13 protein-coding genes are annotated in these 16,143 nt (G+C 62.8%); 10 read left to right on the top strand and 3 right to left on the bottom strand.

Going from position 1 to position 16,143, the window contains the following annotated elements; genetic code table 11:
- Positions 1-172: 172 nt before the first annotated feature.
- Complete coding sequence (locus tag QEZ49_RS08210; RefSeq protein WP_280385869.1) at positions 173-1,150, bottom strand: LysR family transcriptional regulator; 978 nt, start codon at positions 1,148-1,150, stop codon at positions 173-175.
- 230 nt (positions 1,151-1,380) lie between these two features.
- Between QEZ49_RS08210 and QEZ49_RS08205 the strand changes: the two genes are divergently transcribed.
- The 5 genes from QEZ49_RS08205 to hisS all read left to right on the top strand — a co-directional run bounded on the left by QEZ49_RS08205 (position 1,381) and on the right by hisS (position 8,359).
- Entirely contained in the window at positions 1,381-2,844 is a 1,464-nt protein-coding gene (locus QEZ49_RS08205; protein ID WP_280385867.1) for an FAD-linked oxidase C-terminal domain-containing protein, read from the top strand.
- 11 nt (positions 2,845-2,855) lie between these two features.
- Positions 2,856-4,076, top strand: coding sequence for a glycolate oxidase subunit GlcE (glcE, locus tag QEZ49_RS08200; RefSeq protein WP_280385865.1), 1,221 nt, complete (start codon positions 2,856-2,858; stop codon positions 4,074-4,076).
- A 107-nt stretch (positions 4,077-4,183) separates the two neighbouring features.
- Positions 4,184-5,557, top strand: a complete 1,374-nt coding sequence (gene glcF, locus QEZ49_RS08195; protein ID WP_280385863.1) for a glycolate oxidase subunit GlcF — start codon at positions 4,184-4,186, stop codon at positions 5,555-5,557.
- A gap of 197 nt (positions 5,558-5,754) precedes the next feature.
- Positions 5,755-6,681, top strand: coding sequence for a metallophosphoesterase (locus QEZ49_RS08190; protein ID WP_280385861.1), 927 nt, complete (start codon positions 5,755-5,757; stop codon positions 6,679-6,681).
- 181 nt (positions 6,682-6,862) lie between these two features.
- Positions 6,863-8,359, top strand: coding sequence for a histidine--tRNA ligase (gene hisS, locus QEZ49_RS08185; protein ID WP_280385859.1), 1,497 nt, complete (start codon positions 6,863-6,865; stop codon positions 8,357-8,359).
- 172 nt (positions 8,360-8,531) lie between these two features.
- Here hisS and QEZ49_RS08180 read toward each other — a convergent pair whose 3' ends face one another.
- Positions 8,532-8,744 (bottom strand): hypothetical protein, encoded by a 213-nt coding sequence (locus tag QEZ49_RS08180; protein ID WP_280385857.1) that lies wholly within the window; start codon positions 8,742-8,744, stop codon positions 8,532-8,534.
- An 8-nt stretch (positions 8,745-8,752) separates the two neighbouring features.
- Between QEZ49_RS08180 and ubiA the strand changes: the two genes are divergently transcribed.
- The 3 genes from ubiA to QEZ49_RS08165 all read left to right on the top strand — a co-directional run bounded on the left by ubiA (position 8,753) and on the right by QEZ49_RS08165 (position 12,034).
- Positions 8,753-9,718, top strand: a complete 966-nt coding sequence (ubiA, locus tag QEZ49_RS08175; RefSeq protein ID WP_280385855.1) for a 4-hydroxybenzoate octaprenyltransferase — start codon at positions 8,753-8,755, stop codon at positions 9,716-9,718.
- 238 nt (positions 9,719-9,956) lie between these two features.
- Positions 9,957-10,202 (top strand): DUF4170 domain-containing protein, encoded by a 246-nt coding sequence (locus tag QEZ49_RS08170; RefSeq protein WP_280385852.1) that lies wholly within the window; start codon positions 9,957-9,959, stop codon positions 10,200-10,202.
- 2 nt (positions 10,203-10,204) lie between these two features.
- The gene (locus QEZ49_RS08165; protein WP_280385851.1) at positions 10,205-12,034 is read left to right on the top strand and encodes an ABC transporter transmembrane domain-containing protein; all 1,830 of its coding nucleotides are present in this window, start codon (positions 10,205-10,207) and stop codon (positions 12,032-12,034) included.
- Positions 12,035-12,122: 88 nt separating this feature from the next.
- Here the strand turns inward: QEZ49_RS08165 and QEZ49_RS08160 are convergent, their stop codons facing one another.
- Positions 12,123-12,737, bottom strand: coding sequence for a tyrosine-protein phosphatase (locus QEZ49_RS08160; RefSeq protein ID WP_280385849.1), 615 nt, complete (start codon positions 12,735-12,737; stop codon positions 12,123-12,125).
- 328 nt (positions 12,738-13,065) lie between these two features.
- On the opposite strand from QEZ49_RS08160, the gene QEZ49_RS08155 reads away from it, so the two are divergent.
- Entirely contained in the window at positions 13,066-15,075 is a 2,010-nt protein-coding gene (locus tag QEZ49_RS08155) for a glycosyltransferase N-terminal domain-containing protein (RefSeq protein ID WP_280385847.1), read from the top strand.
- Complete coding sequence (gene lpxK, locus QEZ49_RS08150; protein WP_280385845.1) at positions 15,065-16,129, top strand: tetraacyldisaccharide 4'-kinase; 1,065 nt, start codon at positions 15,065-15,067, stop codon at positions 16,127-16,129. Before QEZ49_RS08155 ends, lpxK begins: the two co-directional genes overlap by 11 nt.
- The last annotated feature ends 14 nt before the right edge of the window (positions 16,130-16,143 follow it).

Genomic DNA, 16,143 nt, shown 5'->3' with positions numbered 1-16,143 from the left:
CGGATGGCACTGGTTTGCGTACAGCACACCAAATCGGCCGCCGGTGAGCAAGCGAATGCAGCGCCGTTTGCCTGAAAGAAGGATCGTAGCCGGGGGCGGATCAAGCAAGCCCGCAGGGTTGCATCAGCCCGCAGATCATCGCACCGTGGGCTGGGCGCACACTGCTGCGCCGCTAGATTTTGTCGACAGCAACTGCCCGCGTTGGTTTACCGACTTTACGCGCGGGGCGGCTTGAAATCGCCTTGTCCAGATTGAGATCCTTCTCCCAGTAGGGAGCCGGACCGTACAGCTCGCAGAGATAGTCGATCAGCGCATCGACCTTCGCTGGCATGAACTCGCGGCTTGGATAGACGAAATGAACCCCGCCCGCCGCATTGCGGTACTGAGGCAGCACAATGCGCAACGTGCCATCGCGCAGCTCTTCACCCACATCCCAGATCGACAGCAGACCGATGCCGATCCCCGATATGACCAGCTCGCGCAGGAATTCGACCGAGTTGCAGTGTACCGAGCCCTGCGGACGAAATTGCACCTCTCCTTCCGGCCCGGACATGCGCCACACGTCAACAGGATCGGCCGTCAGGCAATTGTGCAGTTCCAGATCGGCCAGTTGTGGCGGTACCCCGTGACGCTCGATATATGAGGGTGAAGCGCACAGCACGCGTGTGTCAGCGGCGATGCGCCGAGCCGCAAGCGAAGTTTCGCCGAGATCGCCGATGCGCACCGCGAGGTCAAAGCCTTCGCGGATGATGTCAACATACGCATCGGAAATGTTGACGTGCAGCTCGATCTCTGGATAGCGCGCCAGAAACTCCTTCATGTGCGGCGAGATGTGCTTGCGGCTGAACGCCGTCGGCACGCTGAGTTTAAGCAACCCGCGCGGCTTGGTGTTGCGACGGCTTACAAAATCTTCTGCCTCTTCGCACAGGCTCAGGATATCGGCGACGCGCTTGAAATAGCCGGCACCGGTTTCAGTCAGGGTGAGATGGCGCGTGGTGCGCTGGAACAGGCGCGTGCCCAGACGCTCTTCGAGCTGGCTGATGCGCTTGGAAACAACCGCCGGAGAAAGCCCGATCTCACGCCCTGCGGCCGACATATTGCCGGTGCGGGCGACGCGTGCGAAGATGTCGAGATCGCTAATGGCAGTCACGAGATCCCCCGTTGGCAACAGGCCCCCGGCCTTCTCCCAAGACCGCAAGGCGACAACGCATGCCAGCGAATACGTGTAACCGCCGCATGACGGTGACCATAAGGTATCGGCTGGAACACCCGATAGCTGTACTGTTGTCTAAGAGTATGACAGCAATCGGCGGCGCTGCGATACTTAATTTCTGTACACGCCGCGCCGCCCATCTGAACTTTTTGAAGCTGGAGCCCCCCATGACGCTGTCGAGAATGCCGGAGCCTGATCGCACGGTGCTCGACCGGAGCGAGGCGATTATCGGCGAGCTTGTCGCGCTGCTCGGCGCAGATGGCATCATATCGCGGGAAGAAGGCCGTCGCGCCTTCGAGGCCGATGCATTGACCGCATATCGCCAGCCGCCGCTCGCCGTCGCCCTGCCGCGCACCACGGAAGATGTGTCGAAGCTTCTCAAATATTGCCGCCAGGCGGGCGTGAAGGTTGTGCCGCGCGGCGCAGGCACTTCGCTGTGTGGTGGCGCAACCCCGACAGCGGATTCCATCGTCATCGGCACCTCGCGCATGAACAGCGTGCTGGAAACTGATTTCGTCAACCGCACCATCACCGTGCAGACGGGCATCACCAACCTCGCGATCACCGATGCGGTTTCGGCGGAGGGTTTTTTCTATGCCCCCGATCCATCGAGCCAGCTTGCCTGCACGCTCGGCGGTAACCTCGCCATGAACTCCGGCGGCGCTCACTGTTTGAAATACGGTGTGACCACCAACAACGTCCTTGGCCTCAAGATGGTGCTGATGGACGGCGAGATCGTGGAGATAAATGGGCCGTATCTGGATTCCGGCGGCTATGATTTCATGGCGCTTGTCATCGGTTCCGAGGGCCAGTTCGGCATCATCACCGAGGCAACGCTGAAGATCATTCCGCGCATGCCGTTCGCGCGGCCGGTGATGCTGGGCTTCTCATCGTGCGAAGCTGCGGGCCAGTGCGTCGCCGCCATCATCGGCTCGGGCATCATTCCGGTCGCGATCGAATACATGGACAAGCCTGCCATCGCCGTCGCTGAAGCATTCGCAAAGGCTGGCTATCCGCTGGACGTCGAGGCGCTGCTGATCGTCGAAGTGGAAGGCTTCGAGGACGAGATCGACCGGCTGCTGCGTGCCATCACCGACATTGCGCGCAACTTCGATCCTCAGGTTGTCGAGGCCAGCACATCGACCGAGCACAGTGATCGCATCTGGAAGGGCCGCAAGGCCGCGTTCGGCGCCATGGGCCGCATTTCCGACTACTATTGCATGGACGGCACTATCCCGCTGGCACGGTTACCCGAGGTGCTGAGCCGCATCGGCGAAATCTGCGCCGAGAAGCGCCTGAAGGTGGCCAACGTGTTCCATGCTGGCGATGGCAACCTGCATCCGCTGATCCTGTTCAATGCCAATGATCCCGACGAGGCGATCCGGGCCGAACAGGCGGGCGCCGAAATCCTGAAGCTGTGCGTTGCCGTGGGCGGATGCCTGACGGGCGAACATGGCGTCGGCATCGAAAAGCGCGATCTGATGGATATACAGTTCTCGCCATCGGATCTTGCAGTTCAGATGCGGATAAAGAGCATCTTCGATCCCCATTGGCTGCTGAACCCCGGTAAGGTCTTTCCGTTGCCCGCTCAGGAACTGGGCGAGCAGTCGGCGGCAGACGAAGCGGCCTGAGGAGAAAGCCATTGAGCGATTTGCAGCGCCCCGGCGCCGACTGGGAGCTTCAGTTCGTCATTGCCGGCTGCGCGGAAAAACGGATGCCGGTGGAGATCGTCGGCTCCGGTTCCAAGCGCGGCATCGGGCGACCTGTGGATGGCGCCGTTACGATCACCACCGCCTCGCTGCGCGGCATCTCTCTGTATGAGCCAAACGAGCTGGTGATGTCTGCGCGCGCGGGCACGCCGCTGTCGCAGGTAGAATCCGAGCTGGCCACGCGCGGACAGATGCTGCCGTTCGAACCAATCGACCTGGGCCCGGCAACCGGCGCTGCGCACGGTTCGCAGACCATCGGCGGCGTGTTCGCCACCAACATGTCGGGCGCTCGGCGCATCCAGTGTGGCGCGGCCCGCGATCATCTGATCGGCGTCAAAGGCGTCAATGGCCGGGCGGAGCTGTTCCAGCTTGGCGGCCGGGTGATGAAAAACGTCACCGGCTATGACGTGACGCGCGGGCTGGCGGGAAGCTGGGGCACGCTGGCAGTGATGACGGAAGTAACGTTCAAGGTGATCCCGTGGCCCGAAACCGCGGCGACGGTGATCTATCTCGGGCTGCCGGACGACCTAGCCATCGAATTGCTTTCAACCGCGCTGACGCTGCCGGTGGAAGTATCGGGCGCCATCCATCTGCAGGCTCCGGTGGCCGCTCGCCTTGGCCATCCGGGACTGCGCATCATGGGCAAGTCCGTCACTGCTCTGCGGCTGGAAAATTTCTCCAGCGCGGTTGCCGGACGCAAACAGCATTTGAAAGAAATGCTGAAGGTCTATGGCAAGGCTCTGGAACTGGACCACCGTGAATCGCTCGAGTTCTGGGGCGAACTGCGGCGGCTGTCGGTGATGCCCAACCGCCCGTCACTGCTGTGGCGCATCTCGACCAAGCCGACGACCGCGCCCAAACTCGTCGCCGCGATCAAGCGTTACATGCCGGTTGAGGTGTATTACGACTGGGGTGGCGCCTTGATCTGGCTCGAGGTGCCGGCAGCCGACGACGCCAGTACGGCCGAGATCCGCCGCGTCACCGCGATCCACGGCGGCCATGCGACGCTGATCCGGGCTGAGCCTGCCGTAAGGGCGGCGGTGGAAGTGTTCCAGCCGCTTGATCCAGGACTGGAGCGCTTGACCCGCGGCTTGAAAGCAGCCTTCGATCCCGCTGGCATCCTCAATCCTGGCCGCATGTACGCCAATTTGTAGGAGCAGCGAGTGTGATCGGAAGCCTTTCACGATCCGACATCACAGCCATTCCGCATTAAACCGACCGACAAACGGCTTTCACTTCTCAGCACATCAGGCACCAGCGGATGCAGACGAATTTCAGCCAGAAACAGTTGAGCAACGAGCGCATCGCCGAGGCCGAAGCGATCCTGCGCCGCTGCGTCCACTGCGGGCTGTGCACCGCCACCTGCCCCACCTATGTGCTGACGGGCGACGAGCGCGACAGCCCGCGCGGGCGCATTTATCTCATCAAGGACATGCTGGAGGACAGCGCGCCTGCCAGCCCCGAAGTACAGCACCACGTCGATCGCTGTCTGTCGTGTCTGTCGTGCATGTCAACCTGCCCGAGCGGCGTCGACTACATGCATCTGATCGACTTCGCGCGAGAGTACATCGAGCAGACCGGCACGCGCCCCTGGAAAGAGCGCGCCATGCGCCGCCTGCTGTCCGAAGTGGTGCCGCATCCCGATCGCTTCCGCTTCGCGCTCAAGCTGGCGCCGCTGGGCCGTCCGTGGGTGAAACTGCTGCGCCGCTTCGGCTTCGATCAGGCCGCTGCCATGATCGAGCTGGCACCCGCCGTGCTGCCGCCATCGCCGAAATATGAAGGCCCTGGCGTTGCTGCCACGGAGGACGAGCGCCGCGCCCGCGTCATCATGCTGGCCGGTTGTGCACAGCAGGTGCTGCGGCCGGGCATCAACGATTCCACCATCCGCTTGCTGGCGCGTCACGGCGTCGATGTCATCGTGTCCGCGGGTGCCGGCTGTTGCGGAGCGCTGACGTATCATTTGGGCGATGAAGCCGGCGCCATCGAATTTGCCAAGCGCAATGTTGATGCGTGGTGGAAGGATATCGAGAACGACGGCGAGCCGGTCGATGCGATCATCGTCAACGCATCCGGCTGCGGCACGACGGTGAAGGACTACGGCCATCTGCTGCGCAACGAACCTGACTACGCCGACCGTGCGGCGCGCATTTCCGAGCTGGCGCGCGATGTCTCCGAATTCATCGGCAAATATGACCTTGGCGCGCCGCGACGCTGGTCGTCGCTGCGGGTGGCGTATCATTCCGCCTGCTCGCTGCAGCATGGTCAGCAAATCAAGGAAGTGCCGCGCGAGCTGCTGGTGAAAGCCGGTTTCAGCGTGGTGAACATTCCGGAAGGGCACATTTGCTGCGGCTCGGCCGGAACGTACAACATCATGCAGCCGGAAATTTCCAGCCAGTTGCGCGACCGCAAAACCAAGAACATCAAGCGCGTGAAGCCCGACGTCGTGGCGGCGGGAAATATCGGCTGCATCACGCAACTGTCCACGTCGCTGGACGTTCCGATCGTGCACACGGTCGAGCTTCTGGACTGGGCGTTCGGCGGTCCGGTGCCACTCGGCCTGGAAGATTTGTCGAAATTCGTTTCCGATGTGCCAGAACCGAGCAAGCGCCGCGTGAACGATTTCATTCACGCTTGAGCTATGATCGCCGCGCTGCGCCGACCCGACTGAAGCGCGATGGGGCGGCGATGGAAACCATGCAGCGTAGGTGCGGAGAAAAGCGATCGTGCTTTAGCGCGCGCGATGTGGCATGGATCGCAAGAGCAAGATACTCTGCCGACCAACGCAATTCCGTTCCCGCTTCGCCGGGCATCAAGAACCCGGAGTTCTTACCGATGACAAAAAAACACAGCCCTGCGGAAGAACGCCGCGCAGCCGTCTCGACCGACTGGCGCCATGAACGCGGGCCGTTCGATTTCATCGGCGACGTGCATGGCTGCACGGATGAACTGATCGCGCTGCTGGAAAAGCTTGGCTACACTGCGCGTCTTGAAGGCACCGGCGATGATCGCCGTGCCATCACCACCGCGCCAAAGGGCCGCCGCGCTGTTTTTGTCGGCGATCTCATCGATCGCGGGCCCGCGTCCCCCGACGCGCTGCGCATCGCGATGGATATGGTCGAAAGCGGCCATGCGCTGATGATCCTCGGCAATCACGACGACAAGTTCCTGCGCTGGCTTAAGGGCAACACGGTGAAGATTGGCGCCGGGCTGGAACGCACGATCAGCCAGCTTGAAGGCGAAGGCGACGGCATAAAAACACGGGCGCAGGCGTTTCTGGCAACGCTGCCAAGCCACGCGTGGCTCGATGGCGGTTCGATTGCGGTAGCGCACGCTGGCATCCGCGAAAGCATGCTGGGCCGCAACTTCCCACGCGCACGCGACTTCGGCCTCTATGGCGAAACATCCGGCCGCGTCGATGCCAACGGCGTGCCGGAGCGGTTCAACTGGGCAGCGGATTATCGCGGACCGGTGCCGGTTATCTTCGGCCACACGCCGGTGCAAGAACCCGAATGGCAGAACAACACGCTGTGCATCGACACCGGCTGCGTCTACGGCAATACGTTGACAGCGCTGCGCTGGCCCGAGCGTGAGCTTGTCAGCGTGCCCGCGAACGAATCCCACGCCAAGTTGAAGCGCGGCTTCGGCCTGCCGCCGCCGCGCCCGGTGTTCGATCCCGCCACTGCCAAGATCGTTCCCGTGCCCGATACGCCCGACGAAGTTGAGCCGCAGCAGCCTGATTCACGGCCGAAGGTCGGCTGATGGTAATTGGGTAGGCGGCTGAACCAACGGTCGTCCGTGCCAGTTCGCGCCTATAAAATGATGCAGCCGATCGCAGCGGTTTTCGCGACTATTGGCGCGTAGGTGGTGCGTTCGCCGTAATAACGCTATAAGGCGCGCAATCCGAAGCCTCCGCACCCGTTGCGCAACCTATTGATTTCCCATGAGCAAGCAGAAAAAAGACGCGCGCCCCACCCCTCGCCTGCCGCGCGGGCTGCGCGACATCGAAGCCGCCGAGCTGCGTCAGCAGCAGACGATGCTGGGCAAAATTCGCGGCGTCTATGAGCTTTATGGCTTCGAGCCGCTGGAAACGCCTGCGTTCGAATACACCGACGCACTCGGCAAATTCCTGCCCGATCAGGACCGCCCCAACGAGGGCGTGTTCTCGCTGCAGGACGAAGACGAGCAGTGGATGAGCCTGCGCTACGATCTCACCGCGCCGCTGGCCCGCTATGTGGCGCAGCACTACCAGTTCATCGCCAAGCCGTTCCGCCGCTATGCCACCGGCTATGTGTTCCGCAACGAGAAGCCAGGGCCAGGCCGCTTCCGCCAGTTCATGCAGTTCGACGCTGACACGGTGGGCGCCGACAGCGTCGCGGCGGATGCGGAGATGTGCATGCTGGCAGCCGACACGCTGGAAGCGCTCGGCATCAAGCGCGGCGATTACGTCATCAAGGTCAACAACCGCAAGGTGCTGGATGCGGTGATGACTTCAATCGGCATCGGCGGTGATGACAACGCAGCCAAGCGGCTCACAGTGCTGCGCGCCATCGACAAGTTCGACCGTCTCGGCGCCGAAGGTGTGCGCGAGTTGCTCGGCAAGGGCCGCAAGGATGAAAGTGGCGACTTCACCAAGGGCGCGGAGCTGGATGACGCCGGCATCGAGGCCATTCTCGGTTTCACCGCAGCGCTGGCGGGCAGCAACGACGAGACACTCAACAAGCTGCGCGCGATCACCGACACCGAAGGCGTTTCCGAGCTGGCGCAGATCGCGGAGCTGACGGCCTCGGCGGGTTATGGCGTTGATCGCATCCGCATTGATCCATCGGTAATCCGCGGCCTCGAATATTACACCGGCCCCGTGTTTGAGGCCGAGCTGACCTTCGAGGTGAAGGACGAAAAGGGCAACCCTGTGCGTTTCGGCTCGGTTGGTGGCGGCGGCCGTTATGACGATCTCGTCGCCCGCTTCACCGGCCAGAAGGTGCCCGCGACGGGCTTTTCAATCGGCGTCTCGCGGTTGCAGGCGGCCCTTGCCGTTCTCAATCGCGACAGCGCACCGCCAGCGGATGGTCCCGTCATCGTCACGGTGATGGAGAAGGAGCGCATCGCCGATTACCAGAAGATGGTGCACACGCTGCGCTCCGCCGGCATCCGCGCCGAGTTGTATCTCGGCAACCCGAAGAAGTTCGGCAAGCAGCTTGAATATGCCGACAAGCGCGGCAGCCCCTGCGTGGTGATCCAGGGTTCGGACGAACGCGATGCGGGTAAGGTGACGCTGAAGGATCTGATCGAGGGCGCCAAGGCCGCCGAGGCGATCAAGGATCACGAGGAATGGAAAGAGCAGCGCCCGGCGCAGGTGACGGTGGATGCCGCCGATCTTGTGGCTGAGGTGCAGGCTATCATCGCGCGCCACACATCATCCCGACCCTTGTCGGGATGACGTCTTTCTGGGCGCTGGCGACTTCTCCTTCGGAGAGCCGGCCGCCAGCGCTGATTGATGTGCCCCCCCGCTGCGCGTCGCCCCACCGTCATCCCGGCGCAGGCCGGGATCCACGCAAGTTTCCCGTGCCCTGGCTAAATTTTGCGCGACCTCGCCATGTCCTGCCCGACGCTTAACCTGTTGCCAAAACGGCATAAACACATGGCGTGACGTCGTGTCCGCCAACCGGACGCGCGCCGATCATCGGCGGGCCTTCATCCGGTGCCAGAAAGCCGAACAACAGCATTCGACGCGGCGCCAGCGGCAACTTCGGGTTGGATTGTTGCGCGGCCGATTTGATCTGGCGGCGCGCCGCCGCTAGGTTCTGCGCCGCCTCGTCAACCATGGGCAGTCATGCACGCCAATCCCTCAACGACCGAACAGGACGTCAACGTTGCGGATGCGACCGAACGCAACTGGGTCGACCGTTATGCGCCGCGTCCGTTGCGTCCCTGGTTACGGCTGGCGCGGCTGGATCGTCCTATCGGCTTCTGGCTGTTGCTGCTGCCGTGCTGGTGGTCGGTCGGTCTGGCCGAAGTAAAGCTCAACCAGCCCTATCCCAGTCCGTGGCTGCTGTTCCTGTTCGCCGCCGGTGCCCTGCTGATGCGCGCTGCGGGCTGCGCCTATAACGACTACATCGACCGCGACTACGACGCCCGCACCGCGCGCGGCGCCAGCCGCCCCATTCCCGCCGGTCAGATACGCCCCATATCGGCGTTGATTTTCACCGTGCTGTGCAGTCTCGCCGGCCTTGCCGTGCTGCTGCAGTTCAACAGCTTCACCATCAAGCTGGGCGCTGCGTCGCTGCTGCTGGTCGCGATCTATCCGTTCATGAAGCGCTTTACCAACTGGCCGCAGCTTATTCTCGGGCTGGCGTTCAACTGGGGCGCGCTAGTCGGCTGGAGCGCCGCCACCGGATCGATCGGCATCCCGGCGCTGCTGCTCTATGCCGGGTCAGTGCTGTGGACGATCGGCTACGACACGATATACGCCCATCAGGATCGCGAAGACGACCTGATGCTGGGCCTGCGCTCCACCGCCATTCGCTTTGGCGAAAACACCATGACCTGGGTGGGCTCGTTCTATGCCGGCGCAATCGTGCTGTGGCTGCTGGCGGGTTTCCTGGCCGGCACGCATCTGATTTTCTTCCTGGCCATCGTGCTGGCATCGCTGCAAATGGCCTGGCAGGTGACCACGCTGGATACGCGGGACGGTGCCAACTGCCTGCGCCGGTTCCGCTCGAACCGCGACGTGGGGATGGTGATCTTCCTGGGGCTGGTGGCCGACATGGCCATATCGCGCATGGCAGGGCTGAGTTGAGCCCGCTGCGGGCCATCGGCGAACCTGAAATCAATTTCGGCTTGAATCCGTGCCTGGATTCAAGCCGAAACCGGGAGCCTCGCCATTGTCTTCAGAGCAGCCGTCTGGTGCGACCATGCAGACATGATGCCACATTCGGCTTCCTACCAGCTTAAAAGATAGCGTAAATTCGACGTAATCGATCGACCGGTTGCAAGACGCCACGGGTCAAAAAGTTAACGAAGGAGACGTTTCTACTATGGGTGACACCACGACATCGCCGAAGCAGCTTCTCCATCTCGTCTTCGGCGGCGAACTGACGTCGCTTGAAGGCGTGCAATTTCGGGACCTGAAGGACATCGACATCGTCGGCATCTATCCGAGCTATTCCGAGGCGCACACTGCCTGGAAAGCTGCCGCCCAGCGCACGGTTGACAATGCGATGACGCGCTACTTCATCGTCCACATGCACCGGCTGCTGGAGCCGGAAAACGGCAAGGCCTGACCGTGGCATCGGTAGCGCCGGCCCCGCCAAAGCCCGCCAGCAAAAACCTTTCCCTCAACGCACAGAAGCGGGGACTGCTGAAGCGGTTCACACGCGAATGGATTGCGCCGCGCTGGCGTCAGTTGGCTGTCGCCTTCGGCCTGACCGCATTGCTCGCGGCCATCACCGGCGCCTATCCGATGATCATCAAAGCGTCCTTCGACATGTTGATGGCGGAGGAGACGGGCTCGCTCGGCATCGTGCTTGGCGCGATCATCGGCGCCACGATGCTGCGTAGCCTGCTGCTGTACCTGCAAACGGTACAGACCAACCGCGTCGTCATGCGCATGACCACGGACATGCAGCGCGTCGGCTTTGCGCATCTCATGACGTCCGATTTCGGCCGCCTGTCGCGCGAAACACCGGGTCGGCTGGTTTCCAAGCTGACCAACGATATCGGCTTTGTGCAAACGGCCGTGCAGGCCGCGCTGAACACTGCCGTGCGCGATGCGCTGATGATCGTCGCACTCGTTGCATCGATGATCTATCTCGACTGGATGATGTCGCTGATCGTGCTGTGCGTTTATCCGATCGCCGCACTGCCGGTCGCCAATCTCAGCCAGAAGCTGCGCCGCGTCGCCAAGCAGACCCAGAACGAACTGGGTGACATGACTTCGCTGCTCACCGAGAAGCTGTCCAGCGCCCGGCTGATCAAATCCTACCAGCTTGAAAACTACGCTTCGGATCAGCTCAACAAGAGCTTCGAGCACGTTTTCAATCTGAAGATGAAGGCCGTCATCAACCGCGCCCGCATTGATCCGCTGCTGGAGGCGCTTGGCGGTCTGGCCATTGCCGGTGTTATTGCGCTCGCCTACTGGCGCATCGCCAATGGCATCTCGACGGTTGGCGATTTCATGGGCTTCATCACCGCGCTGCTGATGGCTTCCCAGCCCATCCGCGCCCTCGGCACACTTTCCGGCCGCATCAATGAGGGCCTCGCCGCCGCTGAAAGCTACTATGAGCTGGTCGACGAAAAGCCGACCATCGTCGACAAGGCTGACGCCAAGCCGCTTGCGATCAGCAAGGCCGCCATCTCGTTCCGAAACGTTGGCTTCGGATACGCAGGCAGCGGTGCGCAGGCGGTCAGCAACTTCACGCTCGACATTCCCGGCGGTGCGACGGTGGCACTGGTCGGCCGCTCCGGTGCAGGCAAATCGACGGTGCTCAATCTGGTGCCGCGCCTGTTCGATGTCGAATCCGGCTCCATCGCCATCGATGGGCACGACATTCGCGACGTCACCCTTCAATCGTTGCGCGACGGCATTTCCATCGTCTCGCAGGACGTAACGCTGTTCGACGACACCATCGCGGCCAACATCGCGCTCGGACGCCTCGGCGCAGGGATGGACGACATCGCCGAAGCAGCGAAAGCGGCGGCGGCGCATGAGTTCATTCTGACCCAACCCGATGGCTATTCCACCGAGATCGGCGACCGCGGGCTGCGGCTTTCCGGCGGCCAGCGTCAGCGCCTCGCGCTTGCCCGTGCCATCCTGAAGAATGCGCCGATCCTGCTGCTCGACGAAGCGACCAGCGCGCTCGATACGGAATCGGAGCGGCTTGTGCAGGAAGCGCTAGCCCGCTTTACCCGCAACCGTACCACGCTGGTCATCGCGCACCGGCTGTCCACCGTTCAGAACGCCGACATCATTTGCGTGATGGAGGATGGGCAGATTGTCGAAACCGGCACGCACATGGAATTGCTTGGTCTTGACGGCCATTACGCGCGGCTTGTGCGCTCGCAGGCACTGGTAGCGACACCGACCGACACAGAGAACGTACGCGAACCCGTCTGATCTTTCTCACACCGGCGGCTCTTTTTCGCACCGGCGACTCCCTTTCAGGGAGCCGGCCGCCGGTGCGCGGATCCCAACACCGCCCGCGCTATTCGCGGCGCAGAATTGAATCGACCAGCCGGTTGGCCCAGCCCTTGGCCTGAAACGAAGCTTTCAGTTCATCTGGATCGTAGACGGTGTCGACCCACGTGAAGAAATCCATTGGGGTTTCAGCAGTGTCCGCCAGATAGCGCTCAAAGAAGTAATCGAGAATGCCGGTCTGCGCCTGCCGGATATGGCCGAACTTCAGCGAAAGCTGCTTCTTGGCCTCCTCCATCGGCACGCCTTCATGCAGGTGCTGATAGAGGACACTCATCAGCCCGGCCCGGTCAGCGCCCGACTTGCAATGCAGCAGCGCGGGATATTCGATTTCGTTGAAAAGGCGGGCAGCGCCCTTCAGCTCTTCAAGACTGGGCGCGGCGCGCGAACGCACCTGAAAATTGACAAGCTTCACGCCCGCCTGTTCGCAGGCCCGCGTTTCCAGCCAGTAGCTGCCGCACTCACGGGCACCGCGCAGATTGACGATCGTGCGCACACCCTTGCGCGCGAACCGGCGGATCTGATGCGGCGCTGGCTGAGCGGCACGCCAGGTTTTGCCAGACAGACGATGTGCGTTGAGATACGCTATGCGAAATATGCCGTGATCGACAAACAGCATGCTCATATAGGCGGCAGGCGCCGACAGGACCCGGCGAGGGCCCGGCGGCAGCGCGTCAGCCACACTGCGGGTAAATTTTCGCCCGGCGCGTCGCCATGAGCGTTTTGCCCGCTTCACCAGTCCTGCCATCAAAGTCCGCTGATTTTGAGAGGTGGAGGGAGCGGGCGGCGTACACAGCAAACCGATAAAAAATCACGGTATGCGCCCCACGACCCGGTTTGCTAATGCTAGATATTAGCTATAGGAACCACCTGCAAGTGGTTCACCCAGAACCATTGCCCATCGAGGCGACCTGGCGCCGAGGTACCCTTCGAGGATGGCACGTTCGCCCGCGATGAAAATCAGGCTTAATCGCTTCGTTGGCGGCACGCTGGCGCGCGTAATTACGCTGGTTCAGCGCTCATCACGCACCACCTATGAACCTGCCGACGCGCTGGAGCGTCTGGCCGCCGATCACCCGCTGATTGTCGCGGTTTGGCATGGGCAATTCATGCTCACGTCAGGATTTCGCCCCTCGGAAGAAACGAAAGTTGCGGCCATGGTAGCCCGCCATGGCGACGCGGAACTCATTGGTGAAGCAATGTCTCGCCTCGGCGTTGAGCTGATCCGCGGCGCAGGCGCCGGCGTGCGCCGCAAGGACCGGGGCGGAGCCTATGCGCTGCGGCAATCGGTGCGGGCTCTGAACGACGGTTATTCCCTCGTCATGACCGCCGATGTGCCACCCGGCCCAGCGCGCCGGGCCGGCATCGGTATCATCATGATCGCCGGCCTCTCGGGCCGCCCTATCGTGCCCTGCGCTGCGGCAACGTCGCGTTTTCTGTCGCTGAACACGTGGAGCCGGATGACAATCAATCTTCCCCGCTCCAAGCTGGTGTATGTGGCTGGCGATCCTATTCATGTCCCGGCCGACGCGGGCGAAGCTGAGCTGGAGGCCTTGCGCCTTGAGCTTGAGACCAGCCTCAATGCCGTGACTGCGAGGGCCTATGCCATGGCGGGTGCCAATCTTGATCGCGCATCTCCACCGACCAGCGACCCGACCGCTCCGCCGGCAGCGCCCGACTTCCGCCTGAAGACCTATCGCACGGCGATGACGCTGCTGCGGCCGCTGGCGCCGGTGCTGCTCAAGGTACGCGAACGCAGCGGCAAGGAAGATCCACGGCGTCGTGGCGAGCGTCTGGGCGTAGCTTCCACTGCGCGCCCTGCGGGAACGCTGTGCTGGATACACGCGGCCAGTGTCGGCGAGACCAACGCCATTCTGCCGCTGATGGACGCGCTGTCCGCTGCCCGGCCCGATCTCAGCTTTCTGCTGACAACCGGCACGGTGACATCGGCCGGTTTGGCCGAGCGCCGTCTTGGCCCTAATGCGCTGCACCAGTATGTGCCGCTGGATGCGCCCCAGTATGCGGGCCGCTTCCTAGATCACTGGAAGCCCGATCTCGCCGTTTTCACGGAATCGGAGATCTGGCCCTCGCTTATCCTGGAAACGTCGGCGCGCAGCATTCCCATGGCGCTCGTCAACGGTCGCCTCTCGCACCGCAGCCGCCGCCGCTGGGAGCGTAACCGCACCACCGCCGTGCCGCTGTTCAGTCGTTTCAACGTCATCTTAGCGCAGAATGAGCGCATGGCGCTTGGCTTCACCGGGCTTGGTGCGCGCACGGTCATTCCGGCTGGCAATCTGAAAATAGATCTGCCACCGCCGCCGGTCGACGATGCTGAGTTGCAGCGCCTCAAGGCGGCGCTTGGCAGCCGCGAAGTTCTTGTCGCGGCCAGCACTCACCCGGGCGAAGAGGAAGAGATCGCCGCCGCCCATCGCGCGCTGGTCCGCAAGTTCGAGAAGCTGTGCACCATCATCGCCCCGCGTCATCCCGAGCGCGGCACGCCGTTGTCGGAAATGCTGAAAAACCTCGGCTTCCGTGTCGCCCAGCGCTCACTGGGCGAACTGCCGGACGACCGCACCGACATCTACATCGCCGACACCATCGGCGAACTAGGCACGCTTTATGCCCTGACGCCGTTGGCGTATATCGGTGGCTCGCTGGTGCAGCGGGGTGGGCAGAACCCCATCGAAGCCGTGCGCCACGGTGCAGCCGTACTTACTGGCCCCAACTGGCAGAACTTCCCCGACGCCTATCAGGCGCTGCTGCAGCACAAGGGCGCCGTTGAGGTTCAGTCCGGTGCGGATCTGGCGGAAAAGGTTGCCACCCTGTTCGAAAATCCGGTCGAGCTGCAACGCATGCAGTCCGGCGCCGAACAGGCGCTGGCAACGCTTTCCGGCGCGCTCGACATCACGGTTGAAGCGCTGTTGCAATACCTCCCCGATGGGGGACTGAAGCGTGCCTCTTGAGGAACCGGTCTGGTGGTACGCGAAGCCCGATGACGTGCGCCGCCGCCTGCTGACACCGGTAAGCTGGCTGTACGGCTGGATCGCCGAGCGCCGCTATTATCGCCAGCAGCCGTATCGTTCGCGCCTGCCCGTCATCTGTGTTGGCAACTTCACCGCCGGCGGCACCGGCAAGACACCGCTCTCGCTCGCCATCGCGCGCATGCTGCTCGACCGTGGCGAACGGCCCGTTTTTCTCACCCGCGGTTTCGGCGGCAAAACGCGTGGCCCCGCATGGGTTGAGAACGTGACTGACGCTGCACGCCGTTACGGCGATGAGCCGCTGCTGCTGGCCGCCGTCGCTCCGACCATGATCGCGCGTGACCGACGCGCAGGCGTTATAGCAATCGAGAACGATCCGCGCCCGTTCACCGCCGTGGTCATGGACGATGGACTGCAGAACCCGGCAATCGCCAAAAACCTCTCCATCGCGCTGATCGACGGCAAGCGCGGCATCGGCAACGGCGAGGTCATTCCGGCCGGACCGCTGCGCGCTCCGTTCGATTTCCAGATCGGTCTTGCGGATTTGATCGTCGTCCGCGATCCCCCAGACAAAACGCCAACGTCGGGCATCAACGCAATTCTGCGCGATGGTTTTCCCGGCCCGGTGCTGGAAGCGCATGTAACCGCCAGCGGCGAGACCGCCTGGATTGCACAACAGCCGCTGCTGGCATTCGCCGGCATTGCCAATCCGCGCCGGTTCTATCGCCTGCTTGAAAAGCTTGGCGGCAACTTGGTCGATGCGCAGTCGTTCGCCGACCATCACCCGTTCACCGCTGCGGAAGCTGCGCGCCTGCTTGAGCAAGCGGCGGCGTCGAACGCACTGCTGGTGACAACGGAAAAGGATTTCGCGCGCCTGAAGGGCAATCCCGCGCTTATCGAACTGGCGGAGAAGTCTCGCACGGTGCCGATCGAAATGCGCATCGCGCAGCAGGACATGCCCACGCTGCAATCGCTGATCGATGATGCCATCAAGGCCTCAACGCACCGGCAGCGGCCACCATTGCCCAGCGCGTGAGCGAGCGCCCCACG

The sequence above is a fragment of the Hyphomicrobium sp. D-2 genome (assembly GCF_029872155.1).
Taxonomy (GTDB): domain Bacteria; phylum Pseudomonadota; class Alphaproteobacteria; order Rhizobiales; family Hyphomicrobiaceae; genus Hyphomicrobium_A.
This window is presented reverse-complemented; position numbering and strand designations above follow the sequence as displayed.

Excerpts from the sequence above, each read along its gene's own strand:
- QEZ49_RS08190 (WP_280385861.1), top strand. The coding sequence starts at position 5,755 with ATGACAAAAAAACACAGCCCTGCGGAAGAACGCCGCGCAGCCGTCTCG.
- ubiA (WP_280385855.1), top strand. The coding sequence starts at position 8,753 with ATGCACGCCAATCCCTCAACGACCGAACAGGACGTCAACGTTGCGGAT.
- glcF (WP_280385863.1), top strand. The coding sequence starts at position 4,184 with ATGCAGACGAATTTCAGCCAGAAACAGTTGAGCAACGAGCGCATCGCC.
- hisS (WP_280385859.1), top strand. The coding sequence starts at position 6,863 with ATGAGCAAGCAGAAAAAAGACGCGCGCCCCACCCCTCGCCTGCCGCGC.
- QEZ49_RS08180 (WP_280385857.1), bottom strand. The coding sequence starts at position 8,744 with ATGGTTGACGAGGCGGCGCAGAACCTAGCGGCGGCGCGCCGCCAGATC.
- QEZ49_RS08160 (WP_280385849.1), bottom strand. The coding sequence starts at position 12,737 with ATGAGCATGCTGTTTGTCGATCACGGCATATTTCGCATAGCGTATCTC.
- QEZ49_RS08205 (WP_280385867.1), top strand. The coding sequence starts at position 1,381 with ATGACGCTGTCGAGAATGCCGGAGCCTGATCGCACGGTGCTCGACCGG.
- QEZ49_RS08155 (WP_280385847.1), top strand. The coding sequence starts at position 13,066 with ATGAAAATCAGGCTTAATCGCTTCGTTGGCGGCACGCTGGCGCGCGTA.
- QEZ49_RS08170 (WP_280385852.1), top strand. The coding sequence starts at position 9,957 with ATGGGTGACACCACGACATCGCCGAAGCAGCTTCTCCATCTCGTCTTC.